Here is a 24,578-nt window from a genome sequence, read left to right as displayed (position 1 = left end):
GGGTCAAGCCAGGCCGGCCTCCTTGGCCAGGATCGCGGCCTGCACCCGGGAACTGCAGCCGAGCTTGCCGAGCACCCGCGACACGTGCGTCTTCGCGGTCGCCTCACTGATCGCCAGCTCGGCGGCCAGGTCCGCGTTGGACAGACCGCGGCCGAGCGCGGCGAGCACGTCCCGCTCCCGGTCGGTCAGCCCGGTCAGCGCCGGCACCGGGGCCGGGGGCGGCGGGGTGGCCTCGACGAACGCGGTGAGCAGCCGCCGGGTCACCTCCGGCGCCAGGAACCCGTCCCCGGCCGCCACCCGGCGCACCGCGTCGATCAGCGCGTCCGGCTCGACCGACTTCAGCAGGAACCCGGCCGCCCCGGCCCGCAGCGCCCCGAACAGGTAGTCGTCGAAGTCGAACGTGGTCAGGATCAGCACGTCGGCCGCCCCGGCCGCGGTGATCTCCCGGGTCGCGGTGATCCCGTCGGTCCCGGGCATCCGGATGTCCATCAGCACGACGTCCGGCCGCAGCGCCGCCGCCTGCCGGATCGCCACCGCGCCGTCGGCGGCCTCGCCGACCACCGCGATGTCGTCCGCCTGCTCCAGCATCAGCCGCATCCCGGCCCGGATCGCGGCGTGGTCGTCGGCGAGCAGCACCCGGATCACGAGCCGCTCCCGGCCACCGGCACGCGGGTCAGGAGCCGCTCCTGGCCCGCGACCGCGCGAGCGGCACCCCGGGTCGTGAGCTGCTCCCGGGGAGTGGCGCGCCGGATCATGAGCCGCTCGCGGACGGGTGGCGGGGCAGCGTCGCTCGTACCGTGAAGGTCTCGCCGTCGTGGCCCGCGGTCAGCTCGCCGCCGAGCAGCGCGGCTCGCTCGCGGAGCGAGGTCAGGCCGGTGCCCGAGCTGAGCGCCCGGTGGTCGAGCGCGGCGCCACCGGTCAGCGTGTTCGTGACGGTGACGGTGACCAGGTCGCCGGCCGGGCGCACGTCGAGCCGCACGTCCGAGCCGGGGGCGTGCTTGGCGGCGTTGGTCAGCGCCTCCCGGACGATCCGGTAGACGGTGTGCCCGGCGATCGCCGGCAGCCCGGGCACCTCGCGCAGCTCGGTCTCGATCCGCAGGCCACCGGCGCGGGCCGCGGTCACCAGGTCGGGCAGCCGGTCCAGGCCGCCGGGCAGGGTCGGGTCGGCGGCGGCCGGGTCGTCGGCCCGCAACAACATGATCATCGAACGCATCTCCTCCAGGGCGGCGAGGCTGCTGGTCCGGACCGCCCGCAGGGTCGCCCGGTCCCGGTCACTGTCGGCCGGGCGGGCCAGCGCCGCACCGGAGTGGATCGCCGTGGTGGACAGGTGCGCGGCGATCACGTCGTGCAGGTCGCGGGCCATCGCCGCGCGCTCGGCCAGGACCGCCTCGCGGGCGCTGCGCTCCGCGTCGAGCAGGCCCAGCTGCCGCTGCTGGCGCAGGTTCGCCGACCACCACAGCGGCACGAACAGCAGGGTGGTCAGGTTCAGGCCGATGAAGGCGGCGACCCGGAACTCGCCGGCGGCCAGCCCGCCCACCACGCTCGCCGTGCCGATCACCACGAAGACCGCGGTGGTCACCGCGGTCCGGGCCCGCGCGGAGGCGAACAGCCCGACCGAGAAGATCACGTCGAACAGCACCAGGATCAGCGCGACGCTGCCGCCGATCAGGCCGTCCACGGCCGTCACCGCCACCCCGACGGCGAGCGCGAGCAGCGGGTGGCGGCGTTTGCCCAGCATGCCGAGACAGCCGATCGCCAGCAGCACGGTGTGCCACCAGGACGGCGCCTCCTGGACCGGCGACAGGGTCCAGACCCCGGTCAGCCCGACCAGATTGAACGCCAGGCCCGCCAGGAACGTCGCGACGGCGGTGCCGACGTCCTGGAAGCGGGTGCTGTCGCGCCAACGCTCCCGGATCCGCACCGGCCCATCCCATCACGTGGCGGGGCTTTCGGCGTACCTCGAAAGGTGTATGCGTCCGCGTCGCGGACATCCTTCGACGGACGCGCCGTGCCGCGCCGGGCGGCACGCTTCCGGCATGGACGTCGCGCTTCTCGGTTCGCTCGCGGTGCTCGCGCTGATCGATGCGACCAGCTTCGGCACGCTGCTGATCCCGATCTGGCTGCTGCTGCATCCCGGGTCGCTGCGGCCGGGCCGCATCCTGGTCTTCTTGGGTACGGTCGCCGCCTTCTACTACGCGGTCGGCGTGGCCGTGGCGCTCGGCGCGGGCGCGTTCCTGCCGCAGATCACCCGGGTGCTGGACACCCGGGCCGCGATGTGGGTGCAGCTGGTGGCCGGGGTGGCGTTGTTCTTCTGGAGTTTCCGGCTGGACCACCGGAAGCCGTCCGGCGGCGGCCGGCTGGTCCGCTGGCGGGAGCGGGCGCTCGGCGACGACCGGGGCGCTGCCGGGCTGGCCGCGCTGGCCCTGGCCGCGGCCGCCGCCGAACTGACCACGATGCTGCCCTACCTGGCCGCGATCGGCCTGGTGACCACCTCGGACCTGCCCGGCGCGCAGATCGCCCTGGTGATGGCCGGCTACTGTCTGCTGATGATCGTCCCGGCGCTGGTGCTGCTGGTGCTCCGGCTGGCCGCCGGGGACCGGATCACCAAGCCGCTGACCAGGTTCAGCGACTGGATGTCGAGCAGCAACACCCTCGCCTGGATCGTCGGCATCGTCGGCTTCCTGCTCGCCAGGGATGCCGCCAATCGTCTCGGCCTGCTCCAGCTCTAACGGGGCCAGACGAACGTCGCCAGGGCGCCGCCGGGCAAGGTGTACTCGAACGTGCGGCCGCTGACCGTCACGGCGAAGCCGCGCGGCTCGTCGTTCTGGTTGTGCACGACCAGCGCGGTCGAGCCGTCCGGGTTGCGGAACGCGACATCCATGATCTCCCCGTTCCACTCGGTGGTGCCGAACGAGGTGCTGGCCACCCGGACCGCGCCGGGCCGGACGAACTTCGACAGGTGCCCGATCGTGTAGTACTCGGCGTTGGTGGTGACGGTGCCGTCCGGCTGGGCGGTGACCAGGCCGGTGCAGGTGTCACAGCCGCCCAGGTGCGGCCCGCCGGTGCTGTCCAGCGCGATGTTCCAGTTCACCACCGACTTCGCCCAGTTGCGGGTGGTGCCGATGGCGATCATGCGGGCGTGCCAGACCAGGGTGTCCCGGAAGAACTTGGCCGGCGGGTCGGCCGCGCCGTGCGAGCCGGAGCACTCGGTGAACCAGATCCCCTTGTCCGGGAACGCGTCGTGCAGGGCGGTCTGCGCGCTCGGGTCGCCGGAGTAGCAGTGGTAGGCGGTGCCGGCGATCCAGCGGGCGGCCGGCCCGGACAGCAACCGGTACGGGTAGTCGGTCTCCGGGTCCTCGCCCGGCGGCGTGCCGGCCACGTCGCCCGGGTGGGTGGTCCAGTTGTGGTCGTAGCCGAGGATCCGGGTGCGCGGGCTGGTGGCGCGCAGCAGCGGGCCGAGCCGCTCGATCACCTCGGCCGCCTGGCGGACCGGCAGGTCGGTGCCGGGATAGCCGGACGGGGTGCGGTTCTGTGGCTCGTTCTGCACGGTCAGGTAGTCGATCGGCACGCCGGCGGCGGCGTACGCGGTGACGAACCTGACCAGGTAGCGGGCGTACGCGTCGTAGATCGCCGGGTCGTCCTTGAGCCGGCCGCCGACCAGCGAACCGGTGGTCTTCATCCAGGCCGGCGGGCTCCACGGGGTGGCCAGCACGGTGAGCCGCGGGTTGAGCCGGCGCGCCTCGCGCAGCAGCGGCAGGATCCGCTCCTGGTCGTGGCGGATGCTGAAGTGCCGCAGCGCGAAGTCGGTCTGCCCGGCCGGCACGTCGTCGTAGGTCCAGTGCTGGGCGGCGGCGGTGAAGTCCGACGAGCCGATCGGCTGACGCAGGAAGCTCACCCCGATGCCGTGCCGCGGGTCGAACAGCTCGCGCATGGTCTGCCGGCGCACCGCCGGAGCCAACCCGGACAGCACCGCGGCCGAGGAGTCGGTGATCGACGCGCCGAAGCCGTCGATCCGCTGGTAGGCGCGGGCCGGGTCGACCACGATGGTCGGCAGGCCGGAACTCCGCCGGCCGAAGGCGACCGGGGCCCGCTGGTGCAGCAGCTCGGACCGGTCGACGGTGGTGACCCAGACCTGCGCCCTCGGCGCGCGGCCGGGGTGCTGGGCGGAGGCGCTGGTGGCGCCGGTCAGGCCGAGGGCGGTGGCCAGGACCGCCGCCCCGAGCCGATAGCTGATTCTTCTCATCGTTCGTCGCCACCCGTCGTGTGGTCGTCACCCGGTCGAGGGATGAAACAAATGAAACAAAGCGAAACACCGCGTCATCGCAGCGAAACATGGCGATAGGCGAGTGTCAATCTGTTTCAGCTGTTTCATGACCCGCCGGGCCGGCCGGGTGACCGGACCGGGGCGGCGCCGGAGGCCGTCGAGGGTGCCGGTCAGACGTCGGAATAGGCGAATGCAGTGAGGCCGTAGGTCTTCGCGATCGGATTCCAGAGGGCGACGAATTTCTTCTTGTCAGCGGTGGCCGCGGTGGATTCGCGATCCGCTTTCCTGAAATTCGCGGTGCCGGTGTCGCCGGTCACGCAGGATCCGTCCGCCAGTTCGGTGGCCCACGCGGCGAAGGCGCGATCGGCGCGCTGCGAATGGTCCAGGGCGCTCAGCAGGGTGGCGGTCAGCGCGGCCCCGGACGGCAGGTCGGAGACGTCGAGCGCGGCGGCCCGCTCCCGCTGGGCGCGGCGGGCGTCGCCGGCGCCGGTGAAGGTCCTGGCGTTGGCCCGCAGCGAACGGCACGCCTTGGTGGCGCTCACCGCGTCCTTCACCGCGGTCCGGCTGCGGCTGGAGTCCTGGATCAGGGCGACCACCGCGCGGGCCTGGTCGCGCGGGGTGGCCGCGGTGGCCGACGAGCCGGCCGGGCCGCCCGGGTCCATCCGGGAGAGGAAGGCGTTGACCATCGGCACCCCGGCCAGCACCGCGATGATCAACCAGCCGATCCGGATGCCGCCACGGCGGCGCGCCGGGATCCGGGCGGCCGGGCGGGGCGGCACGGGGCGCACCGGCCGCGCCGGCGGGGTGGGCCGGGTGGCGGGCTTCGGCCGGCCGACCGGCGCGGGCCGTGCCGTGGGCGTGGCCGGGGGCGTCGGGCGGGCCGGGGGCGTCGGGCGGCCGGGACGCTTGGCCGGCGTCGAGGTGGGGCCGGTGGACCGGCCCTTGGGTGGCCGGCGCGCGGGTGGCACGGCACGCACCGACGGCCAGGCCGCGGTGGCCGGGTGCCCGGCTGCCGGGCCGGCCGGCCGGGCCGGGGTGGCGCGCCGTGGCGCCGAGCAGACCATGCAGGTGGTGGACTCAGGGCCGTTCTGTGTATCGCAATCGGCGCACTGCCACATTCGGCCCTCCGTTCTTCACCCGGCAGATTCACACGCGGACCGGGCTGCGGCAATGTCAATAATCTGCTGTCCCGCGGAACTAGCCGGAACGGTTAGCCCGTTCGGTGGAATCGAACCTGCTCGGTGAAATTCCGCTCCCGATCACCACGGAATGCGTCGTCCATACGGGCAATGTACGAATGACTTTCTCCCGTGCACGGTGGTGCCGGGAAGGGAGCCGAATCTTGCGTCTCGATCGTGGTGAGGAGCCGGGCGGCGGCGGCCGGCAGGCGGTCTGGGCCGGCCGGACCGGCCGGGCCGACGTGCAGTGCCTGGGCGTCTGGACCGAGAAGCGTCCCGGCCTGGGTGAGGATGCCGAGCCGACGCTGCTGCTGCGGCAGAGTGGCAACGCCGGCGTGGTCGGCGTCTACGACGGGCTGGGCGGCGCCGGCGCCCGGCTGCTCGGGCACACCGTGGACGGACGGCCGGTCAGCCACGCGTTCGCCGCGTCCCGGCTGGCCCACCTCACCGTGCAGGAGTGGTTCGCCGGCGGGCACACCGGTGGGCAGCCGCTGGAGGACCGGCTGCGCGAGGTCTTCGACGCGGCCCGTCCGCCCAGCGCCAGGAAACTGCGCGGCACCATCACCAAGCAGCTGCCGACCACGCTCGCGCTGATCGACTTCTGGCGGCCGGACCCGGCCGAGCCGCTGCGGGCGCTGGCCCGGTGGGCCGGCGATTCGCGGTGCTACCTGCTCACCCCGGACCGCGGGCTGCAGCAGATCAGCCGGGACGACTCGATCGTGGACGATCCGCTGGAAACCTTGATGGCCGATCAGCCGCTGACCAACCAGGTGGCCGCCGGTCTCCCGTTCCGGCTCCGGCAGCAGCTGGTGTATCCGCTGCCCGAGCCGTGCGTGCTGCTCTGCGCCACGGACGGCTTCTTCGGGTACGTGCCGAGCCCGGCGATGTTCGAGTTCGAGCTGCTGGACAACCTCGGCCGGGCCACCAGCCTGGCGGAGTGGGGCCGGCGGCTGGCGGACTGGCGGTGCCGGACGGCGGGCGACGACGCCACCCTCGCGCTCGTCGCGATCGGGTTCGGCAGTTTTCGCGGCTTGTGGTCGGGCTTCCAGCATCGTTACAGCCACCTCGAGCGCGAGCACGCGCAGCCGCTGCGGGAGCTTCAGCACGCCCCGCTGGACGACGGCGAGCGTCAGCGCCGGCTCGAGGAGTTCCGGCTCCTGTCCTGGAAGACCTACTGCGGAATGTACCTGGAGCGGATGGCCGGGAGGGCCTTGTGAAGCTGGGCGAGAACATCGGCGGCTTCACCGTCGTGGCGGAGCCGACCAACAGCGGCGGTGGCCGCTGTGTGTGGTCGTTCGCCGAGCGCGGTGGCCGCGACTACTTCATCAAGCAGTTCCTCGACCCGAAGTGGCCGACCGACGAGTCGATGGGCAGCCCGGCCAGCAAGGCCCGCCGGCGCGCGGTCTGCCTGGAGTTCGAGAAACGGCACAAGGAGGTCAACCGCCGGATCAGCGGCAAGGTGGCCGGCGGCGGCAACCTGGTCACCGCGACCGCGTTCTTCCGCGAGGGCACCACGTACTACAAGGTGACCGACCGGGTGGCGGCCGAGGCGGCCAAGGATCTCACCGAGCTCAGCGACCGGCAGACCCTGGTGGTGCTGCGCACCCTGTTCCAGAGCATGAAGCTGCTGCACCGGGCCGGGATCGTGCACGGCGACCTGAAGCCGGCCAACGTGCTGCTGCAGCGGTCCAGCGGCGCCGATCTGTTCACCGCCAAGATGATCGACTTCGACGACTCGTACCTGTCCGGTGACCCGCCGCCGCCCGACCAGATCGTCGGCGACCAGCTCTACGGGGCGCCCGAGTGGCTGCGGTACGTCAAGGAGGACCCGGAGATCGCCGCCGAGCACCTGACGCTGGCCTCGGACATCTTCGCGCTCGGCCTGATGACCCACGTCTACCTAGTCGGCGAGATGCCCGGTTACGACCGCGGCCGGTTCGGCGCGCCGTCCCAGGCGGTCTGGGCGGGTGAGCCGCTGGTGCTCTCCGGCCAGCTGCACCCGAAGACCCGGGACCTGATCGCCCGGATGGTCTCCGCCGACCATGCCGCCCGGCCGTCGATCGAGGAGATCATCACGGTCTTCCAGGACGAGAAGGTGGTCAAGATCGGCGGGCACACCGTGCCGCCGATCCCGGCGCCGGCCCCCGCGCCGGTCGGCGGGGGAGCCGGATCCGGAGCCGGTCCGGCGGGTGGCCGCGTCAAGATCAACATGAAGTCCGAGCCGAAGCCCGCCGTTCCGGCGCCGGCCCGGCCCGCGGACGCGCCGCCGTCCCGGGTGCGCATCAACTTCGACACCAAGAAATAGACCGAGGGGATCGTCATGGACGCGAACAGCACAAGCCTCAAGTACGCGGTGGACATCGTGTTCTGCATCGACGTCACCGGCAGCATGTACCCGGTTCTCGACCAGGTGAAGGAGGGCGCGCTCACCTTCCACAAGCGCCTCGAGGAGTCGATGTCGCACAAGGACAAGGCGATCAGCAAGCTGCGGCTGCGGGTGGTGGCCTACCGGGACTTCCGGGACAACGCCTCGGACGCGCTGGAGCAGTCGCCGTTCTTCACCATCCCGGAGCAGGTCGGCGAGTTCGAGTCGTTCGTCCGCGGGCTGCGCGCCGGCGGTGGCGGCGACGAGCCGGAGTCCGGCCTGGAGGCGCTCGCCGTCGCGCTGAACTCGGACTGGGAGCGCGGGCAGGACCGGCGCCGGCACATCGTCGCGCTGTTCACCGACGCCTCCGCGCACCCGCTCGGCGTGGGCAGCTCGGCCGGAACCTATCCGCAGGTCGCCCCGGCCAGCATCGACGACCTGATGGAGGTCTGGGGGTACGGCGGCAGCCAGTCCGCGGTGATGGAGAACGCGGCCAAGCGGCTGCTGCTGTTCGCGCCGGACACCACCCCGTGGAACGAGATCGCCGCGGACTGGAACAACACCATCTACGTGCCGTCGCGGGCCGGTGAGGGACTCAACGAGTTCGAGTTCACCGAGATCATCGACGCCATCGGCAACAGCATCTGAGCGGGACGCAGCGGTGAGCCGGGACGGTGGCGGGCCGAGGCACGCGGCGGAGGGGGCGGCGTTCGAGTACCGGGTGACCGACGGCGTGCTCCGGATCGTCGGGCCCAGTGAGTTCGTGTTGCAGGTGTCCCTGGACCGGGTGCGTGACCTGCTGCCCCGGCTGCGCGAGGCGGTCGAGCCGGGCAGCGCCTGGCTGGACGTGGTCGGGGTGCGTCTCTCCGGCGTCTCCTGGGAGGCCCTGCTCAGTGACGTGGAGCGGATGGCCGCCGCCGGAGCCGCCGGGCCGGAGCCGGCGGGTCGGACGCGGGCCGAGGCGCCGCCGGAGCCGGTGAGCCGGGTGCGCGCCGAGCCGTTGCCCGAGCCGGTGGGCCGGATGCGGGCCGAGGCGCTGCCGGAGCCGGTGAGCCGGGTCCGCAGCGAGCCGCCGCCGGAGCCGGTGATCCACGGCGCCTGGGCCGGCCGGCCCGGGGAGCACGCCGAGCAGCCGGAGCCGGAGCCGCCGGCCGCGAGCCGGGTGAAGGTCTCCGAGCCGGACCCGGTCGAGGAGACGGAGCCGGCCCCGCCGGCGAAACCGGTCGAGCCGCCCCCGGCGGTGCCCCCGGTCGAGCCGCCCCCGCCGGTCAAGGGACCGGACCTCTCGCCGGTCGTGCACCACGACGACTGGCTCCTCCTCTGGCCCCTGTCCGACACCGTGGCGCTGTCGAGGGGAGAGCTGCTCAGACCGCCGGGCGGACCGTGATGTCCGCCTGGACCTGCGTGGCCTGCGGCACCCACAACGACCCGGCCAGCCACGCCTGCCTGGTCTGCGGCGGCAGCGAGCGGGCCGGGCCGGACACGCCGACCCGGCGCTTCGTCCCGGTCCCGCCGGTGCACCCGCCGGCGGCCCCGCGCCCGGCCAGGACCACACCGCCGCGGGCCACACCGCCGCGGGCCGCACCGCCGCGGGCCGCACCGCCGCGGGCCACACCGCCGCGGGCCGCACCGCCGCGGGCCGCACCGCCGCGGGCCGCACCGCCGCGGGCCACACGACCGCGGGCCGCACCGCCGCGGGCCACACCACCGAGTGCGCCGCCCCGCATCGGCATCACGCCGCCGCCGGTCGTCACCGCACCGCGCCGGAGCTCCCAGGGCCCGACCTTCGCGCTGGTCGCGGTCCTGCTGGCCGCGGTGGTCGGGACGATCGTGGTGACCACCCGCGACGGGGACGCCGAGGAGAGCCCGGGCGCGACCGGCACGACGTACGACACCCCGGCGACCAGCGACCCGGCGACCGAGAGCACCACCGCGGAGACCACCACGGCCGCGACCGCCGGCCCGGCCGGGCTGGTCGCCATCGACCAGCCGGGCGACCTGGCCGACCGGGTCGCCACCATGTTCGAGACCTACTTCGCCGGCATCAACGCGAAGGACCCGGACGCGGCCCTGAGCGTGGTCGAGCCGAAAGGCCGGATGAACCCGGCCGACCCCGCCGTGGTCGCCAAGTTCGGCGCCGACATCAGGACCACCCGGGACGACGAGATCGAGCTCGGCGCGGTCACCGACAACGGCGGCACGGTCACCGCCGAGCTGAGTTTCCGCAGCCGGCAGGCCGCCGGTTACGGCCCGGCCGACGACCCGGACCAGACCTGCACCCGCTGGACCATGGTCTACACCCTCGCCGACAGCGGCGCCGGGCTGCGGATCCGCGACGTCGACGCGCAGCACGAGGCTTGCTGAGGAGTAGGGGATGCCGTTGCTGCGGCACTACCGGCCGGCGAGCATCGCCGCGCACCGCCGTCTCCGGCGCCGCAACGCCCGCGACCGGCTCCGCGAGCCGCACCGCGCGGCCGCCGGCGCCGACCTGGACGCGACCGTCGCCGAGGCCCGCGAGCGGGGCGACAAGCTCGCCCTGGCCCGGGTGCTGGTCCACCGGTCCAGCTTCCTGGACCGGCCGGACGACCTGGTCGAGGCCACCGACCTGCTCCGGGCGGCGGCCGGCGAGCTGCCCGCGGACGACCTGGTGCGCCTGTTCGGTGTCGCGTTCGACCTGGTCACCCTGATGCAGGCGAAGTACGCCCGGAGCGACGACCTGGCCGGCTACACCGCGGCCCTGGACACCCTGCAGACGGCGGTCGCCCGGCTGCCCGGGGACACCGAGGCGCACGCCATGACCGCCCACGCCAGCGCCGAGTACCTGCTGGCCCAGCTCTCGACGGCGGACGAGCCGGCCGCGGAGGCGCTGATCCGGGACGCGCTCTGGCAACTGGACCACGTGCTGTACCTGGCCGGCCCGGCCCTGCTGCGCGAGCTGGGCAACGTCCACGGGACCCGGGCCGAGCTGGCCTTCCACGCCGGGCAGCTGACCGCGCGGGAGGCGGTGGACCTGTGCCGCGCCGGACTGCGGGTGGCCGGGTGGCGCCCGGCCCGCCGGGCGCCGGTCCAGGTCTCCCAGGCGTCGGTGCTGCTGGCCGCCGCCACCCGGCAGTTCGAGGTGCGCTGGGCGGTCCGGCTGTTCCGCAGGGCGGCCCGGCACGGCGGGCCGAAGACCCGGCTCGACGCGCTCACCGGCCTGGCCCGGGCGATCACCGCGGCCGACCTGTCCGGCGCCCGGCCCCGGCCCGCGCACCGGATCGCGGCCGCCTGGGAGCGCGCCTGGCGGGCCAACCGGGCCGGCACCTCGGACCGGCTCCTGCAGGTCAGCGACGAGTGGGTGACCTGGGCCGAGTCGACCGGCGAGGTCCGGTTCGGCGCGCCGGCCCACCGGGCGATGATGGCCGCCGTCCCGCTGGCCACCGGCCCGCAGTACCAGAGCCGGACCCGGGACCGGCTGCTCGCCCGGGTCCGGGACCGCGCCGCCGAGGCCGGCTGGTGGCTGTTGCGGGCCGGTGACCCGGCCGGCGCGGTGGTCGCCCTGGAACTCGGCCGGGCGGTCGCGCTCCGCGAGATCACCGGCCGGGACGACCCGGCGGTGGAGTCGGCGCTGCGCGCCGCCGGCCACGACGATCTCGCCGGCCGGTACCGTGCGGCGGCCCGGCAACTGGCCCGGGCCGAACGCGGCTGGGCGCACGGCGACGAGTTCACCTCGGGGCTGCACCGCGCCGCCGCGGCCTTCGACGCGGTCCGCCGCGAGGTCGACGGGCTCGGCCTGACCGATGCCGGCGACCTGGCCCGGATCCGGCCGGCCGCCGCCGAGGGACCGCTGGTCTACCTGGCCGCCGCACGGGCCGGCGGGTACGCGCTGATCGTCCGCGACGACGACGGCGAGCCGGTGCCGGTCGACCTGCCCGAGCTGACCGCGGACGCGGTCCGGCACCAGGCCGGCCTGCTGGAGGACGACGACGACCCGCGCCGCGTCGAACGGCTCGCCCGGTGGCTCTGGCGGCACGGGATGCGGGAGCTCGACGGCCACCTGGGCGACGGTGAGCTGGTGACGATCGTGGCGGTCGGGCTGCTCGGCCTGCTGCCGGTGCACGCCGCGGCGATCGAGGACCCGCTGACCGCGTACGGATGGCGGGCTCTGACCGATCGCAACGACTTCCGTTACGCGCCCAGCGCCCGCGTCCTGCGGATCGCCCAGGCGCGGGCCGCCGGGCTCGCCTCGGCGCGCCCGGCCGTGCTCGCGGTCGCCGCCGCCACGAGTGAGCTGGTCAACGTCGGCCCGGAGGTGGACGTGGTGGCCCGGCTGTGGCGGGATCGCGCCGCCGCGGTGACCGTGCTGCCGCGGGCCACCGGCGACGCGGTGCTGGACCAGCTGCCCCGGCACTCGGTGTGGCACTTCGCCTGTCACGGGCAGGCGGCGCCGGACCGGATCCTGGACAGCCGGCTGCTGCTCGCCGACGGCCCGGTGACCCTGCGTGACCTGCTGCGCCTGCCGCCCGGCCGGGGCCGGCTGGCGGTGCTGTCGTCGTGCGAGAGCCACCGGATCGGCCACGAGCTGCCGGACGAGATGATCGGCCTGCCCGGTGGCCTGCTCCAGCTCGGCCTGGCCGGGGTGGTGGCCGCGCACTGGGGGGTCAACGACCGGGTGACGGCGCTGCTGATGGCCCGGTTCCACGATCTGCTCGCGGCCGGGGCGGCCAGTCCGGCCCGGGCGCTCGCCGAGGCGCAGCGCTGGCTGCGCGGGACGGCCCGGCCCGAGCTGCGGGCGGCCTATCCGGAGCTGGCGGCCGGCCATCTGCCCCGGCTCGGCAGCCCGTACTTCTGGGCGGCGTTCACGCTGACCGGGGCGTGAACCGGCGCTGGTACGCCGACAGGTCCTCGAACGGCTTGGTGTCCAGCCAGTCGGTGCCCTTCCGGTTGACCGCGCAGCCGACCAGCTCCAGCCGGCCGGCGATCTTGTTGAGGCTCTCCGCGGTGCCGTTGAACCGGATCACGTTGATCCCGGCGATGTCCGAAACTGGTCGCAGGTCGCCGATCTCCACGATGACCGTGCGCTCCGGCTGCAGGGCCAGCGCCATGCCCATCTCGAGGAGCACGTTCGGCCGGACCTGGCCGGTCAGCTCGGTCTCGTACGGCTGTTCCCGCCGCCCGCGCAGCTCCTCGTGCAGCACCGCCCCGTCGTCCGGGGTGCACAGCACGATCGCCGCCTGGTTCTCCTCGAACGCCTTGGCCAGCACCTCGGTCATGTGCGGGATGCCCCGGCCGGTGCGCTCGACGACCTCCTCCCAGTCCAGCGGGTGCAGGTCGATGGCCTGCAGGAACCGCCACAGGGCGAGGCGGGCCTGCTCGTCGCGGCCGTGGATGACGAAGACTTCGCGGGGGTCCGGCATGTGACCGATGCTAATCAGGACAGTCTCGGAACGGGTCGTTTGGTCGGTGGAGGCGCGGGCGGCCCGGCGCTGGCTACAGTGCCCATCATGGACCTCCCGAAGCACTGGGACGCCGAGTCCGTGGCCGAAGCCGTCGACCTGCTGTCCGACCTGGTCCTCTACACCCTGGTGCCGGAACGCTGGGAGCGGGTGTCCGAGGTCCTCCGGCGGGTCGGTACCGCGCTCGACACCGGCGATCTGGACGAGTTGCGGGACGCGACGGCGGACCTGGAGATCTACGGGCCGGAGCGGATCCTCCGGATCGGCAGCACCGACAAGGTCGGCATCCCGCCGCGGGTGCTGGAGCGGCGCAACGAGCTGGTGCACCGGCTGACCGGCGAGCCGACGCCGGCCTCGGTGTCCCGCACCGAGCCGGAGGTGGGTCGTGACGACCAGCGAGCTCGTTGAGCAGGAGCTCGTCGCGCACCTCTACGCGCCGCTGGACGGGCCGGACGCCGCCACCGCGCTGCGCTGGATCGGCCGGTTCTGGGAGCGGTGCCGTACCCAACTGGGCATGACCGACCCGATCCTCGGCGCGGACCTGGCCGCCGGACTGCCCGCCGACCCGGCGGCCGAGCCGGAGGGCGCCCTGGCCGGCCTGCAGGATCCCGCGGTGCGCTTCCAGGTGATCGCCCGCCGCGAGCACGACGTCCTGAACCTCTCCTTCGCGATCGCCTCCCCGGCGGCGGTGGTGCGTGACCGGCCCCGGATCGGCGCCGCCGTCCCGCCCGGCTGGCACGAGTACACCCGATGGTGGGACAAGCTCGGCGGCGCCGAGCCGTCCGGGCTGCTCGGCGGCGCGCTGGTCTACCTGGCCAAGGCCGCCGACCCGGCGGCCGCCGAGGTGCGCGCGGCGGTGCCGAGCCGGCCGGACGACGGCGCCGGCTGGTGGTCGCGGCGGGGCGCGCTGGACGACTTCGCCGCCTGGGAGACCACGCCGGCCGGCAGCCGTCCGGACCGGCGGCTGGTGCTGATCGGCGCGATGGACCAGGACGAGCCGCTGAGCCGGTTCGCCTGGAGCGACGGCGGCACCGCGCTGCCGCCGCTGGGCCGCTACCTGATGCACGCCACCAAGCTGCGCTACCAGGCCCGGGTGCTGGACGCCGGGCAGCTTCGGCAGCTGCGGTCCCGGCTGACCGGCCGGGTCGCCGAGATCCGCGACCGGTTGCGCGCCGGGGGACCGGGCGAGCCGGTCGACCTCGCCGCGTTCGCCGCCGACGAGGCGGAGCTGGCCGCCGCGCTGGGCGGCCTGCGCCGGATGCGGCAGAGCGTGCGGATCGCCCGGGCCAACATGGACCGGTCGCTGCCCGTGCCGTTGCCGGCCGACGCCGAGGTCGCCGAGTGGCTGACCGGCCGGATCGACGACGACGTCGAATACCTGGACGCCACCCGGGAGGAGGCGGAACGGGTGGAGAAGCTGGTGCCGGCGCAGTGGGCGCCGGACACCGCGGCCAAGCCCGACGTCGAGTACCGGGTCGGCTTCGGCATCGACGTGGTGGACTACAGCTCCCGGTCCGCGCCGCGCCGCCGCGAGGTGCAGCGGCGCGTCGCCGGCCTGGTCGAGCAGGTGATCACCGGCCTCGGCCTGCCTCTGCACGACACCGACCGGCAGGACGCCGGCGACGGCATGATGGTGGTGCTTCCGGCGAGCGTGCCGGCCCACCTCGCGCTGCCGAAACTGCTGCACGGCTGGCGGGCGGCGATGCGCGCGGACAACGCGGCGCACCCGGCCGACCGGATCCGGCTGCGGCTGTCGGTCGGCTCCGGGCCGTTCGCGGTCGCCGCGATCGGCTTCAGCGACAACACCATCATCAGCATCGGCCGGCTGCTGGACAGCTCGGCGCTGCGCGAGGCGGTCGCCGCGCACCCGGACGCCGACGTGGTCGCGCTGGTCACCGACCGGACCCACGAGGACGTGGTGGGGGAGGGCTACGACGGGCTGACCGAGGACGAGTTCCGCAGCGTCGACGTGCGGGTCAAGACGTTCGACCGGAAGGCCTGGCTGTGGACCGGCGGCGCCGGTCGCCCGGCGGCTCCGGCCGTGGTGGCCGAGCCGGAACCGGTCCGGCGGGAGATCTTCGTGGTGCACGGGCGGGACACCCCGGCCAGCGCGGCCGTCTTCGGGCTGCTGCGCTCGCTCGACCTGCGTCCGCTGGACTGGGAGGAGGTGGTCGGCCGGACCGGGAAGCCGACGCCGTACCGGGAGGAAGTGGTCCGGGCCGGCTTCGCGATCGGCCCGGCGTCGCTGGTGCTGCTCACCCCGGACGACGTCAACGGCACCCATCCGGACACGCTGATCCGGGCCGGGCGGGCGCTGGCGTTGTACCCGGACCAGACGATCGTGGTGCAGATCGGCGCGGCCGGGCGGGTCACCGAGCTGGACGGACGGGAGATCGTCCGGCTGGACGGCGACTCCCGCGCGGACCGGGAGGTCTTCGTGCAGCGGGTGGCGCAGCGGCTGCGGATCGCCGGGTTCCCGATCGACACCTCCGGCGCCGACTGGCTCGACCCGGCCCGCTTCGCCGGCCTCTGGGGGAAATCCCCCACCTGAGGACGGCGGCCTGCCGGGTTCTGCCCGGACCCCGGCGCGATTACCGTCTCCCTCCGTGAGCATTCCGTCTCCGGTCCGCTGTGGTCCGGTCCGACAACCCTTCCGGTACGCCCGTGAGCTGCTGTTCTGCCTGGCGGCGTCGCCGTTCGCGGTGCTCAACCCGGTGGTGTTCCTGGTCGTCGCGGTGGATCTCACGTGGTGGGCTGCCGAGGGCGGCCGCGGCGGCAACCCGTCCCCGGCGGTCCTGGCCGTCGCGGCCGCCGGCACCGGACTGGCGGTCGTGCTGCTCGTGTCGACCGGCGCGGCGCACCGCCTCGGCGCGCCGCAGCGCCGGCTGGCGGCCCGGCTGCTCGGGACCCGGGTGACGGCGCCCCCGCCGGCCCGGCACCACGCCGGTGACGGGGCCGCCTGGCGGATCGTCGCCTACCAGTGCGTCAAGCTGCCGATCGGCCTGCTCGAGCTGTACGCCGCCTACTTCTGGATCGGCGGCCTGGTCAACCTCGGCTATCCGCTGCTGTGGGGCGCCTTCCGCAACCACCCGCCCGGCGCCCGGCTGGACCCGCTGCCGGTCTACACGCCGTTCGGGCTGTTCGGCGAGGGCACGTTCCAGGTCACCACGCTGCCCGGGACTTTCACCGCGGCGGCGGCCGGCGCGGCCATGCTGCTCGCCGCGCCGTGGGTGACCCGGGCGGTCACCCGGGCCGACGCCCGGCTGATCCGCGGTCTGCTCGGGCCCGGCCGGCTGGCCCAGCGGGTGCACGCCCTGGAGCACAGCCGGGCGCTGGCCGTCGACGACTCCGCCGCCCTGCTGCGGCGCCTGGAACGGGATCTGCACGACGGCGCGCAGATCCGGCTGGCCACCCTCGCGATGAACCTCGGGATGGCCCGCCGCAAGCTCGGCGACCACGGCGACGTCCCGGACCCGGCCGCGGCCCGCGAACTGGTCGACGCGGCGCTGCGTGGTGCCAAGGAGGTGCTCGCCGAGCTGCGCGGCCTGGCCCGCGGCCTGCACCCGCCGGTGCTCGACTCCGGGCTGGGCGACGCGCTCGCCTCGCTGGCCGCGGACAGCGCGATCCCGGTCGAGCTGCGGGTCGGCGTCCCGGTCCGGCCCACCCCGGCGATCGAGACCATCGCCTACTTCTGCGCCGCCGAGCTGCTGGCCAACGCGGTCAAGCACAGCTCGGCGAGCCGGATCGTGGTCCGCGCCTCGGGCGCCCGCGACGTGCTGCGGCTCAGCGTCGCCGACGACGGCGCCGGCGGCGCCGACCCGGCGCGGGGCACCGGCCTGTCCGGGCTCACCCAGCGGGTCGCGGTGGTGGACGGCCGGTTCACCATCGCCAGCCCGCCCGGCGGCCCGACCACCGCCACCGTCGAACTGCCGATGCACGCGTGAGCGCCCGGGTGGTGATCGCCGAGGACGCGGTCCTGTTCCGGGCCGGCCTGACCCGGCTGATCGAGGACCACGGCCACCGGGTGTGCGCCGCCGTGGGCGACGGGGCGGCGCTGCTCGCCGCGGTCGCCGAGCACCAGCCCGACGTCGTGGTGGTCGACATCCGGATGCCGCCGACCCACACCGACGAGGGTTTGCGCGCCGCGCTGGAGATCCGCGGCCGGCACCCGGGCACCGGGGTGCTGGTGCTCTCCCAGTACATCGAGACGCGCTACACGGCCCGGCTGCTGCGGGGCAACGCGGCCGGCGCCGGCTACCTGCTGAAGGAACGGGTGGCCGACGTCGCCGAGTTCGCCGAGGCGCTGGAGCGGGTCGCCGCGGGCGGCACCGCGCTCGACCCCGAGGTCGTCGGCCAGTTGCTGCGCGCCGGCCGCCGCGCGGAGGGCCTGGCCGCGCTCACCGCCCGCGAGCGGCACGTGCTCGCCCTGATGGCCGAGGGCCGCTCGAACGCCGGCATCGCGGCTGCCCTGGTGGTCACCGGCGGCACGGTGGAGAAGCACGTGGCCGCCATCTTCGACAAACTCGGCCTCCCTCAGGCCGAAGCCGACAACCGCCGCGTCCTCGCGGTCCTGCGCCACCTGGGCTCGGACGACGGGGGATAACCCCCAGCGCGGAACTCGGGGTGACCGGCTGGCCGGGGGATCGATGCTTTTCATACGGTTTGAGGGCAATCCTTCGAACGGAAATGGGGCATCGATGTGAGGATTTCCGCTGTCATTCGCAGGGGTGTGGCGATCGTGATGGCCGGGGTGCTGGTGCCGGCGCCCGCGGTGGCTCACCCGGGGACCGCCGCGGTGTTGCGGCACGGGGTGGACGACCTGCACGGCCTCGGCATCACCGGGGTGCAGGGGCTGGTCCGGGACGGCGGCCGGGCGGTCGCGGCCAGCAGCGGCGCGGCGCCGGTCGACGGGTATTTCCGGATCGGCAGCGTGACGAAGACCTTCGTGGCGGTGGCGTTGCTGCAGCTCGCCGGGGAGGGCCGGATCGGCCTGGACGATCCGGTCGACCGCTGGCTGCCCGGGGTGGTGGACGGCAACGGCAACGACGGCCGGCGGGTCACCGTGCGGCACCTGCTGCAGCAGACCAGCGGTCTCTACGACCCCACTTTCGACCTGACCGTCTGGCAGTCGGCCGACGGGTTCGCGGCGCACCGCTTCGACCACTACGCCGAGAAGGACCTGGTGGCGACCGCGATGCGGCACGCGCCACTGTTCCCGGCTGGCACCCGGTGGAGCTATTCGAACACCAACTACCTGGTCGCCGGGATGCTGCTGGAGCGGGTCACCGGGCGCCCGTGGCAGGCCGCGGTGCGGTCCCGGATCCTCGCGCCGCTGCGGCTGACCCACACGTTCTACCCCGGCGACCGGGTGAGCCTGCCGCGGCCGCACGCCGAGGCGAGCAAGCAGTTCGCGCCGGGCGGGCCGCTGGTCGGCACGACCGAGTTCAACCCGACGGTGACCGGCGCGGCCGGCGGCCTGGTCAGCACCCCGGCCGATCTGGCCGGCTTCTGGCAGGCGCTGGAGCGGGGCCGGCTGCTGCCGCCGGGACAGCTGGCCGAGCTGCACCGGACCGTGCCGGCCGACGACTTCCAGGCGCTGCGGCCCGGCATCCGTTACGGGCTCGGCGTGATGTGGATCCCGAACCGGTGCGGCGGCGCGTGGGCGCACCTCGGCTCGATGCCCGGGATGAGCACGCTCGCCGCGGCGGGTCCGGGCGGGCGCCGCTCGACGGTGCTCTACCTGGCCACCGAGCTGGCCGACCCGGACCGGGACCGGGCGGTCGTCCAGCGGCAGCTGACCCTGCTCGACGACCTGATCTGTCAGAGCAGGTAGCTGACCACCGCCCCGATGAGGGCGCCGCCGATCAGCAGGAGTTCGATCAGCCGGAGTTCGGGCAGGCGTGCCGGGTGCGGCGCCGGGTCGAGGAGGCGGCGCAGCTCCTCGACCACCGCGATCCGGCGGTCGGTCCACGGCGGGTTCAGCAGCGCGGTCAGCTCGGCCCGGGTGTTGGTGCGCATGGCGCCGGCGACCCGGGCCAGCTGGCCGCGGTTGCGGACGCTCACCACCACGCGGAAGACGACGACCAGGGCCAGCACGATCGGCAGGGTCGGCGTCCCGATCGGCGCCTGGCCGAGGACCGCGCCCAGCGTCAGGCCGAGCGCCGCGGCCGTGGTGCGGTTGGCGGCGCGGGCGGCGGGGCGCATCCGGCGCGCCGGTGGACCGGCCGCCCGCAGCCTGGTCATGCCGGCCGTGATCTGGTCGGGGTGCGCCGCCACCAGCCGGGAGGCCGGCGCCCCGGCGGCGGTCCACTGCTCGAACAGGTGGTCGTTGGTGGCGAACTGGCGGACGATCCGGTCGGCCGCGCCGGCCACCACCGCGTGCCCGTAGTATTGCGCGAGCCGGGGGGACAGGCGCTCCACCAGCCAGGACCGGTATCCGGCGATCAGCAGCAGCGGCGGCAACAGCAGCAGGACCAGGCGGAGGCTGCCGACGGTGAACCAGAGCAGCCCGGTGAAGGTGAGCACCACCACGAGGTACTGCAGCCAGGCGGTGCGACGCTCGGTCGGCCGATCCACGGTGATCATGCGGAGGTCCCTCCGGTGCTGAGGTCGATCAGGTGGAAGGCGGCCCAGTGCCGCGGGTGCGGCCGGGTGCGCCGGATCCGCAGCGCCGCCGCCCGGGCCGCGACGGCCGCCGGCTGCCCGTCGGCCAGGTCGCGGTAGAGGACCTTCATCTGCCGGGCGGCGATCGGGTCGGCGATCGGCCAGCGGCTCACTAGCACCCCCCGGGCCCCCGCGGTGAACAGCGCGTAGGCCAGCCCGACCACGCCCTCGCCGGCCCGCGACGCGCCGGTGGCGGTCTCGCACGCGGAGAGCACCACCAGCTCGGCAGCAAGATCAAAATCGGCTATCTGGTACGCGTACAGGAACTCGTCGCCGGTCAGCGGGAAGCCGGAGTACAGCGGCTGGGTGTCGCTGGTCGAGCCGTGCATGGCCAGGTGCACGTACCGGGCGCCGGCCGCCCCGGCCCGGATCGACGCGGCGGTCGGCGCCAGGTCGACGGCGTCCGGGGTGCCGAGGATCTCGGCGGCGGCGCGCACCTCCCGGGCCGCCCCGGGCAGCGCGTCCATCCCGGGGGTCGCGGCCATCGCGAAGCCGGCGAACGGCCGTCCGGGCGCCCGCCGCGGGGCGGCGGCGAACCGGGTCAGCACGGTCGCCGACGGCACCGACCAGACCACCGAGCGCTCCAGCAGCGCGACCCCGTCCAGTTCCAGCGCCTCGAACGGCAGCCGCGCCAGCACCCCGCCGGGACAGACCGCCAGCCTGCCGAGCCGGTCGGCGATCGGGCGCAGCAGCCACTCGCCCAGCTGGCGCAGCTCGGCCGCCGGCACCGCGCTGTCCGGGTCGGCGCAGGCCGCCGCGACCGCCTCGACCAGCGTGCCGAGCTGGTCGGCGCCGGGTTCCAGCCGGGTGAAGGTGAACCGGTCGCGGCTCACCCCGAACAGGAACACCCCGTCGTCGGTCACCTCGTAGACCGCCACCGTGACGCCGTCGGCCAGGGCGTCCCGCACCTCGGCGAGCGTGCACGCCCGGGGCGCCTCCCGGTCGGCGGTCCGCGGGTCGAGGGCCCGCAGCCGCAGCCGCAGCCGTTCGGCCCGCTCCTCCAGCGGCCCCGGGTCACCGCCGGCGCCCCGGTAGATCGCACCGAGCTCGGACCGGGTCCGGTCCAGCTCACCGACGATCCGGGCGGCCTCGCCGGTCAGCCGCTGCCCGGCGCCGCCGAGCAGCTCGGCCAGGGTGCGGGCACGGAAGCTCTCGGCGGCGTGGAAGGCGATCGCGGCCTCGGCCGGGCCGCCGTCGCGCCAGGCGGCCTCGATCCGCCCGTGGTAGGCGGACCGGGCCGAGCCGAAGAGGCGTTCCAGGCCGGGTTCGGCGGCCGACCCGGGGCGCAGGCTCTCGGCCACCGCGATCGCCCGGTCGAAACAGCCGGCCGCCTCGGCGGGGGCGCCGCCGTCGAGCAGGTGCCGGCCGAGGGCGGTCTCGATCCAGAGCAGTTCGGGCAGCAGCGGGGAGATGGCCGTACCGATGGCTCTCGCTCGGTCGAAGTGCTCCCGGGCGCGCCCGGGCCGGCCCTGGTCGTCCTCCGCGACGCCGAGCGCGAGCAGCAGGCCGATCGCCTTTCGGGTGACCGACGGGAGCGCGGCGAGCGCCTCCTCGCCGAGCCGGGCGGCGGCGGCCGGCTCGCCTCGTTCGAGCAGCTGCCAGACCCGGGCGGCGCGCATCCCGGCCAGTTCCGGGCCGTGCGGGGCGATCGCCTCGGCCAGCCGGACGGCCTCGGTCAGCGGCTCCTCGGCGGCCGCGTGCTGCCCGTCGCCGGCGAGCGTGTCAGCCAGGTTGTAGAGGCTGATCGCCAGCGGCAGCGAGTCCGGCTGCCACCGGCGGCGCAGGTCGACGGCGCGGCGCTGCCAGTCCAGGGCCCGCGGCGGGTCGTGCAGCGCGGCGTACGCCTGAGCCAGGTTCCCGGCGGCGTAGGCCGCGTCGACCGGATCGCGCGCCTGCTCGTAGCGGCCGGCCAGCCGGACCAGCGCCGTCGCGAAGTCGCCGCGGTACATCAGGTGGAAGGCGCGTTCGCCGTCGAGCATCCAGCCGAGCGAGTCGTCCGGCCCGGTCAGCGCGGCCGCCCGGTCCAGGGCGTCGAACGCCGCGTCCGGGTAGCCGGCGGCCTGCAGGGTGAGCGCCAGGTTGTTGAGCGCGGCCCGCGGGTCCCGGCTGAACCGGACGGCCTGGCGCAGCGCCTCCTCGGACTCGGCCAGCAGGCCCAGCTGCTCGTAGACCACGCCGAGGTTGTTCAGCACGGTCGCGAAGTCCTCGGAGGTCTCGTGGACGATCTCCCGGTACCGGCTGCGGGCCGCCTCGAAGGACGGGCGGGCCAGGTCGGGCCGGCCGCGCGCCATGTCGATCTCGCCGAGCACGGTCAGCGCGTCCGCGGTGGCCTGCGCCCAGAGCAGCCGGGTCAGCGGCGAGTGCCACCAGGACGGTCCACGCCGGAGCCGGTCGAGCACCCGGGCGTACCGGTCCCGGGCGGCCAGCTGATCTCCCGCCGCCCGGTCCCGCTCGGCCGCCTCGACCTGGCGGCCGACCAGGCGCACCAGCGGCCCGGACGGTCCCCTCGGCAAGTCAGTGACCGGCCGTCGCGGTCCGGACCACCTCGGTCAGCTGATGGGCCGCCTGCGTCCCGGACAACCGGCGCCCGTGCAGCACGGTCAGGTCCTCCACGGCGCAGGCCGGCGGGGCGTTGTCGATCGCCCGGGCCAGCGCCGGCCGCCGCCGCGCCCACGCGGTGACCTCGGCGAGCAGCTCGTTCTCCAGCTGGTCGGTGGTCATCCGGGTGGTCAGCCGGCGGGTCAGCTGCTGCCGGTGCAGCCAGAACGACCAGACCTTCGCCTCGTCGATCAGCTGGTCGACGGCGTCCGCCCGCAGGTAGCGCAGCGCGATCTGCAGCGAGTCGGTGCGCCCGTCGCCGATCAGGTCGTCGATCATCCGGTGCCGCGCGTGCGCGCCGGCCACCTCGTAGAACGTGCTGCGGCACCCGTGCGGCTGGGCCGCCGCGACGACCGACTTCCAGGTCACCGCGGTCCGCGGCGCGGCGTTCAGGACCGTCACCGCCGCCCGGTAGTACGTGGTCCGGGTGTTCCAGTGGTTCCGGCGCGGCGAGGCGTTGCCGGCGAGCCGCCGTACCCACCCGCCCACGACGGTGTTGTTCAGATCCGCGATTGCCGTCGTCATGTCCCCAGTCCTTTTCGCCAAGGCGTGGTCGCCCGATCAGCGTGTCCGGGACGGCCCCGGAGACGCATCACGTGTTCACGTGATCCTGGACGGACAGCCGGTCACCCGATCGAGGACGCCGTCCCAGTCGGACACCTCCCCGGCCGACTGCCACGCCACCAATTGATCCGGCCGGACCAGCAACAACCTGCCCGGCCAGCGGTCCCGCACGGCCGGGTCGGCCACCACGAGACGGGTCATCGGGATCCCGCGATCGCGGGCCCGGTCCACAAGTGATCGCCCGCTGCCGGCGTCGGTCAGGTCCACCAGGGTGAACTGCGGGCCGAGCCGGTCGGTCGGCAGCCGCGGCGGCGTCCCGCTCCCGGCGTGCCGGAGCTGGTCGCGCAGCAGCACCCCGGCGAGCCGTTCCCGGGACGCGCCGGCCGCGGCCAGCCGGCCGAACCGCCGGCGGGTGGCCAGCTCCCGGGAGAGCAGCCGGCGATCCCGGACGGCGAGCGGCCGGCGGTCCTGCTCGTAGCTGTCCAGCAGCGCCGGCCCGGCCCACCGGTGCACCGCCGCGGCGAGCTTCCAGCCCAGGTCGACGGCGTCGCCCAGGCAGGTGTCCACCGTGGTGCTCGGCGGGTGCAGGGTGTGCGCGGCCTGCCCGGCCAGGTACACCGCGCCGCGCCGGTAGGTGTGCGCCACACCGAGCGGGTCCGGCCACTGCGACACCTCGAGGATCTGCGAGGCGGCCAGGGCGGCCGGGAGCTTGCTGTGCAGCAGCGCGATCGGGTCGGCGCTCTCCGCGTCCGGCCGGTCCAGCGGCAGGTGGCCGAGCCACATGCCGGGCCCGGAGCAGCGGGTCAGCGCGATCCCGTCGGCGATCAGCGTGGCCGGCTCCGGGAACCGGCGCGCCAGGTGGTCGCTGCGGAAGTGGATCGTGTAGTACGACGCGGTGGTCAGCGCCTCGTCCATCGGCACGCCCAGGCAGCGGCGCACCGTGCTCTGCGCGCCGTCGCAGCCGGCCAGGTGCTCGGCCCGGACCCGGTGCCGGGTGCCGGTGTGCCCGTCGAGCAGAGTCGCCATGGCACCGCCGGCGACCGGCCACAGATCGGTGAAGATCCAGCCCTCGCGCAGGTCGACCAGCGGGTGGGCGCGGGCCGCGTCGCGCAGCCGGACCACCAGGTCGGTGCCGGTGAGCAGCACCCGCGACTCGTCCGGGCGCGGCCGGTCGGGCGCCGGCAGCGGCGCGGTGGCCACCGGGCGGCGGCCGATCGACCGGCTCCACACCGTGGTGTCGTGACCGTCCGGGTCCAGGCCGGCCGCGGTGATCCGCTCGGCCACGCCGAGCCGCCGCAGCAGGTCGAGGGTGTGGCCGCCGACCACGTTCAGCTCCGGGTGCCGGGGTGGGCGGGAGGCCCGTTCGACGACCAGGCTGGGCACGCCGTGCCGGGCGAGTTCCAGGGCGAGCACGGCGCCGGTCGGGCCGGCGCCGACCACGAGCACCGGCGTACGGGATGCGGGCATGTCACTCAATTCCGGTCCTTCCCGGCACATCGCGGGCACCTACC

General features: G+C 74.9%; 21 protein-coding genes. 12 read left to right on the top strand and 9 right to left on the bottom strand.

Translation table 11 applies throughout. From position 1 onward, the window contains the following. Positions 1 to 3: 3 nt before the first annotated feature. On the bottom strand, positions 4 to 645 hold the full coding sequence (locus BJY16_RS42935; RefSeq protein ID WP_185045438.1) for a response regulator: 642 nt from the start codon (positions 643 to 645) through the stop codon (positions 4 to 6). Positions 646 to 751: 106 nt separating this feature from the next. Beyond that, positions 752 to 1,921 carry a sensor histidine kinase gene (locus BJY16_RS48860; protein WP_185045437.1) on the bottom strand — a complete coding sequence of 390 codons (1,170 nt, stop codon included), beginning with the start codon at positions 1,919 to 1,921 and terminating at the stop codon, positions 752 to 754. A 115-nt stretch (positions 1,922 to 2,036) separates the two neighbouring features. Here BJY16_RS48860 and BJY16_RS42925 point away from each other — a divergent pair, with 115 nt between their 5' ends. Further along, positions 2,037 to 2,729 carry a GAP family protein gene (locus BJY16_RS42925; protein WP_185045436.1) on the top strand — a complete coding sequence of 231 codons (693 nt, stop codon included), beginning with the start codon at positions 2,037 to 2,039 and terminating at the stop codon, positions 2,727 to 2,729. Here BJY16_RS42925 and BJY16_RS42920 read toward each other — a convergent pair. Then, a complete protein-coding gene (locus BJY16_RS42920) occupies positions 2,726 to 4,243 on the bottom strand; it encodes a glycoside hydrolase family 30 protein (protein ID WP_185045435.1) in 1,518 nt (505 codons plus the stop codon). The genes BJY16_RS42925 and BJY16_RS42920 overlap by 4 nt on opposite strands. A gap of 191 nt (positions 4,244 to 4,434) precedes the next feature. After that, positions 4,435 to 5,328 (bottom strand): hypothetical protein, encoded by an 894-nt coding sequence (locus BJY16_RS42915; protein WP_185045434.1) that lies wholly within the window; start codon positions 5,326 to 5,328, stop codon positions 4,435 to 4,437. 278 nt (positions 5,329 to 5,606) lie between these two features. Here BJY16_RS42915 and BJY16_RS42910 point away from each other — a divergent pair, with 278 nt between their 5' ends. From BJY16_RS42910 to BJY16_RS42885, 6 genes are read left to right on the top strand one after another with little or no spacing between them, the layout of a single operon-like run. Next, the gene (locus tag BJY16_RS42910) at positions 5,607 to 6,659 is read left to right on the top strand and encodes a PP2C family protein-serine/threonine phosphatase (protein ID WP_185045433.1); all 1,053 of its coding nucleotides are present in this window, start codon (positions 5,607 to 5,609) and stop codon (positions 6,657 to 6,659) included. Continuing rightward, a complete protein-coding gene (locus BJY16_RS42905; protein ID WP_185045432.1) occupies positions 6,656 to 7,747 on the top strand; it encodes a protein kinase domain-containing protein in 1,092 nt (363 codons plus the stop codon). The genes BJY16_RS42910 and BJY16_RS42905 overlap by 4 nt, the downstream gene beginning before the upstream one ends. 15 nt (positions 7,748 to 7,762) lie before the next feature. Further along, complete coding sequence (locus BJY16_RS42900; RefSeq protein WP_185045431.1) at positions 7,763 to 8,455, top strand: vWA domain-containing protein; 693 nt, start codon at positions 7,763 to 7,765, stop codon at positions 8,453 to 8,455. 13 nt (positions 8,456 to 8,468) lie between these two features. After that, positions 8,469 to 9,194 carry a hypothetical protein gene (locus BJY16_RS42895; protein WP_185045430.1) on the top strand — a complete coding sequence of 242 codons (726 nt, stop codon included), beginning with the start codon at positions 8,469 to 8,471 and terminating at the stop codon, positions 9,192 to 9,194. Continuing rightward, the gene (locus BJY16_RS42890; RefSeq protein WP_185045429.1) at positions 9,194 to 10,171 is read left to right on the top strand and encodes a hypothetical protein; all 978 of its coding nucleotides are present in this window, start codon (positions 9,194 to 9,196) and stop codon (positions 10,169 to 10,171) included. Before BJY16_RS42895 ends, BJY16_RS42890 begins: the two co-directional genes overlap by 1 nt. A 10-nt stretch (positions 10,172 to 10,181) precedes the next feature. Next, the gene (locus BJY16_RS42885) at positions 10,182 to 12,665 is read left to right on the top strand and encodes a CHAT domain-containing protein (RefSeq protein ID WP_185045428.1); all 2,484 of its coding nucleotides are present in this window, start codon (positions 10,182 to 10,184) and stop codon (positions 12,663 to 12,665) included. Here the strand turns inward: BJY16_RS42885 and BJY16_RS42880 are convergent. After that, positions 12,646 to 13,203 carry a TIR domain-containing protein gene (locus BJY16_RS42880; protein WP_185045427.1) on the bottom strand — a complete coding sequence of 186 codons (558 nt, stop codon included), beginning with the start codon at positions 13,201 to 13,203 and terminating at the stop codon, positions 12,646 to 12,648. The two genes, BJY16_RS42885 and BJY16_RS42880, sit on opposite strands and share 20 nt — an antisense overlap. 87 nt (positions 13,204 to 13,290) lie before the next feature. Here BJY16_RS42880 and BJY16_RS42875 point away from each other — a divergent pair, with 87 nt between their 5' ends. From BJY16_RS42875 to BJY16_RS42855, 5 genes are all read left to right on the top strand, one after another. Beyond that, complete coding sequence (locus BJY16_RS42875; RefSeq protein WP_185045426.1) at positions 13,291 to 13,650, top strand: CATRA system-associated protein; 360 nt, start codon at positions 13,291 to 13,293, stop codon at positions 13,648 to 13,650. Continuing rightward, entirely contained in the window at positions 13,628 to 15,793 is a 2,166-nt protein-coding gene (locus tag BJY16_RS48855; RefSeq protein WP_185045425.1) for a CATRA conflict system CASPASE/TPR repeat-associated protein, read from the top strand. The genes BJY16_RS42875 and BJY16_RS48855 overlap by 23 nt, the downstream gene beginning before the upstream one ends. A gap of 55 nt (positions 15,794 to 15,848) precedes the next feature. Then, entirely contained in the window at positions 15,849 to 17,186 is a 1,338-nt protein-coding gene (locus tag BJY16_RS42865; RefSeq protein ID WP_239177944.1) for a sensor histidine kinase, read from the top strand. Further along, complete coding sequence (locus BJY16_RS42860) at positions 17,183 to 17,845, top strand: response regulator transcription factor (RefSeq protein ID WP_239177945.1); 663 nt, start codon at positions 17,183 to 17,185, stop codon at positions 17,843 to 17,845. Before BJY16_RS42865 ends, BJY16_RS42860 begins: the two co-directional genes overlap by 4 nt. A gap of 126 nt (positions 17,846 to 17,971) precedes the next feature. Continuing rightward, positions 17,972 to 19,075, top strand: coding sequence for a serine hydrolase domain-containing protein (locus BJY16_RS42855; protein WP_239177946.1), 1,104 nt, complete (start codon positions 17,972 to 17,974; stop codon positions 19,073 to 19,075). Here BJY16_RS42855 and BJY16_RS42850 read toward each other — a convergent pair. The 4 genes from BJY16_RS42850 to BJY16_RS42835 form a co-directional block, all read right to left on the bottom strand. After that, on the bottom strand, positions 19,063 to 19,827 hold the full coding sequence (locus BJY16_RS42850; RefSeq protein ID WP_185045424.1) for a hypothetical protein: 765 nt from the start codon (positions 19,825 to 19,827) through the stop codon (positions 19,063 to 19,065). The genes BJY16_RS42855 and BJY16_RS42850 overlap by 13 nt on opposite strands. Further along, complete coding sequence (locus BJY16_RS42845; protein WP_185045423.1) at positions 19,824 to 22,418, bottom strand: CHAT domain-containing protein; 2,595 nt, start codon at positions 22,416 to 22,418, stop codon at positions 19,824 to 19,826. Before BJY16_RS42845 ends, BJY16_RS42850 begins: the two co-directional genes overlap by 4 nt. A gap of 1 nt (position 22,419) precedes the next feature. Continuing rightward, positions 22,420 to 23,028: a hypothetical protein gene (locus BJY16_RS42840; RefSeq protein WP_185045422.1), complete on the bottom strand. Its 609-nt coding sequence runs from the start codon at positions 23,026 to 23,028 to the stop codon at positions 22,420 to 22,422. A 75-nt stretch (positions 23,029 to 23,103) separates the two neighbouring features. Continuing rightward, positions 23,104 to 24,534 (bottom strand): FAD-dependent monooxygenase, encoded by a 1,431-nt coding sequence (locus tag BJY16_RS42835; protein WP_185045421.1) that lies wholly within the window; start codon positions 24,532 to 24,534, stop codon positions 23,104 to 23,106. Between the last annotated feature and the right edge of the window lie 44 nt (positions 24,535 to 24,578).

It is taken from the genome of Actinoplanes octamycinicus (assembly GCF_014205225.1).
Classification (GTDB): domain Bacteria; phylum Actinomycetota; class Actinomycetes; order Mycobacteriales; family Micromonosporaceae; genus Actinoplanes; species Actinoplanes octamycinicus.
Note: the sequence above shows the minus strand (reverse complement) of the source record. Positions and strands in the feature narration are given on the sequence as shown.

What these genes read in the sequence shown, in the direction of transcription:
- BJY16_RS42850 (WP_185045424.1), bottom strand. Translation starts at nt 19,827, where the DNA reads ATGATCACCGTGGATCGGCCGACCGAGCGTCGCACCGCCTGGCTGCAG.
- BJY16_RS42840 (WP_185045422.1), bottom strand. Translation starts at nt 23,028, where the DNA reads ATGACGACGGCAATCGCGGATCTGAACAACACCGTCGTGGGCGGGTGG.
- BJY16_RS42835 (WP_185045421.1), bottom strand. Translation starts at nt 24,534, where the DNA reads ATGCCCGCATCCCGTACGCCGGTGCTCGTGGTCGGCGCCGGCCCGACC.
- BJY16_RS42890 (WP_185045429.1), top strand. Translation starts at nt 9,194, where the DNA reads ATGTCCGCCTGGACCTGCGTGGCCTGCGGCACCCACAACGACCCGGCC.
- BJY16_RS42925 (WP_185045436.1), top strand. Translation starts at nt 2,037, where the DNA reads ATGGACGTCGCGCTTCTCGGTTCGCTCGCGGTGCTCGCGCTGATCGAT.
- BJY16_RS42900 (WP_185045431.1), top strand. Translation starts at nt 7,763, where the DNA reads ATGGACGCGAACAGCACAAGCCTCAAGTACGCGGTGGACATCGTGTTC.
- BJY16_RS42875 (WP_185045426.1), top strand. Translation starts at nt 13,291, where the DNA reads ATGGACCTCCCGAAGCACTGGGACGCCGAGTCCGTGGCCGAAGCCGTC.
- BJY16_RS42915 (WP_185045434.1), bottom strand. Translation starts at nt 5,328, where the DNA reads ATGGTCTGCTCGGCGCCACGGCGCGCCACCCCGGCCCGGCCGGCCGGC.
- BJY16_RS42920 (WP_185045435.1), bottom strand. Translation starts at nt 4,243, where the DNA reads ATGAGAAGAATCAGCTATCGGCTCGGGGCGGCGGTCCTGGCCACCGCC.
- BJY16_RS42885 (WP_185045428.1), top strand. Translation starts at nt 10,182, where the DNA reads ATGCCGTTGCTGCGGCACTACCGGCCGGCGAGCATCGCCGCGCACCGC.
- BJY16_RS42880 (WP_185045427.1), bottom strand. Translation starts at nt 13,203, where the DNA reads ATGCCGGACCCCCGCGAAGTCTTCGTCATCCACGGCCGCGACGAGCAG.